At 68.5% G+C, this 1,124-nt stretch carries 1 protein-coding gene; it reads right to left on the reverse strand.

Features of this window, described 5'->3' with window-relative positions:
• A partial coding sequence (locus tag HRL41_RS11910; protein ID WP_172137207.1) for an IS5 family transposase occupies positions 1-902 on the reverse strand: 902 nt, incomplete at its 3' end.
• Positions 903-1,124: the final 222 nt, after the last annotated feature.

Raw genomic sequence — 1,124 nt, forward strand, 5'->3', positions numbered from 1 at the left:
TTGGCGAGGCCGCGGTAGCGGGTCTTCACCCAGCCGAACTGGCGCTTCACCACGAGGAAGGGCAGCTCGACCTTGGCGCGGACCGACGCCTTGCGCGACTCTATCCCGCGCTCGAAGTCGCCGGCGGTGCCGAGCGTCCTGACGGACGAGGGGCGCCTGGCGACGACCCAGTCGATGGCCGACAGCGCCGCGTCGCCGGCCACCTCGGGCCTCTTCGCGACGCCGGTGTAGCCCGAGTCGCCGTAGCAGAACGCGTCGTCGGGGCGGACGAGTGCGTGGGCCATGGCCAGGTCGGACACGTTGGCGGGCGTGAGCGCCACCGTGTGCACCAGCCCCGAGCCCGCGTCCGCGCCGACGTGGGCCTTGTAGCCGAAGTGCCAGCTCTTGCCCTTCTTGCCCTGGTGAGCCTCCGGGTCACGCTCCTTTTTAGCGTTCTTGGTCGACGAGGGCGACTCGATGAACGTCGCGTCGACGATCGAGCCGCCGCGCATCATGACGCCGGCGGAGTCGAGCAGGCGGTTGAGCTCTGCGAACATGGCCTCCTGCAGCCCGTTGCCCTCCAGGATGCGCCTGAACTTGAGCAGGGTGGTCGCGTCGGGCACCTGCTCGCGCATGAGGTCTACGCCGACGAAGCGCTGCATCGCGCGCGAGTCGAGGACTGCGTCCTCGCAGCCCTCGTCGGACAGGTCGAACCAGCACTGCAGCAGGTACATGCGCAGCATCTGCTCGAGGTCGCGCGCGGGCCTGCCGCGCCCGCCCGGCTCGTAGTAGAACGGGCGGATGAGCGCCGTCCACTCGGCCCAGGGCACGATCGCGTCCATCTGCCCGAGGAAGGCGGCCCTCCTCGTGGTCCTCCTCTGCCCGGCGAGCTCGAGGTCGCCGAACGTGGTCTGCTTCGCCATGCAGGGCTCCCGTCAACGTGTCCCGACGATGATTCAATCGTACACGAACCAGCAGGTCAGGCAACGATTGCATCGGTGGCGGGACCGCGCTGTCGGCGGGGGTCGTCAAAGGGGCGGAGCCCCTTGCATGCCAATGGAGGGGCGGCTTGCCGCCGCCCCGACGGACTTTGAAAGCAGATGCGAGCGGCTTGTTGCAGGCGGAATAAATCAGCGTTTACCTAG

Origin of the sequence: Adlercreutzia sp. ZJ473 (genome assembly GCF_013185065.1) — a bacterium.
Taxonomy (GTDB): domain Bacteria; phylum Actinomycetota; class Coriobacteriia; order Coriobacteriales; family Eggerthellaceae; genus CAAEEV01.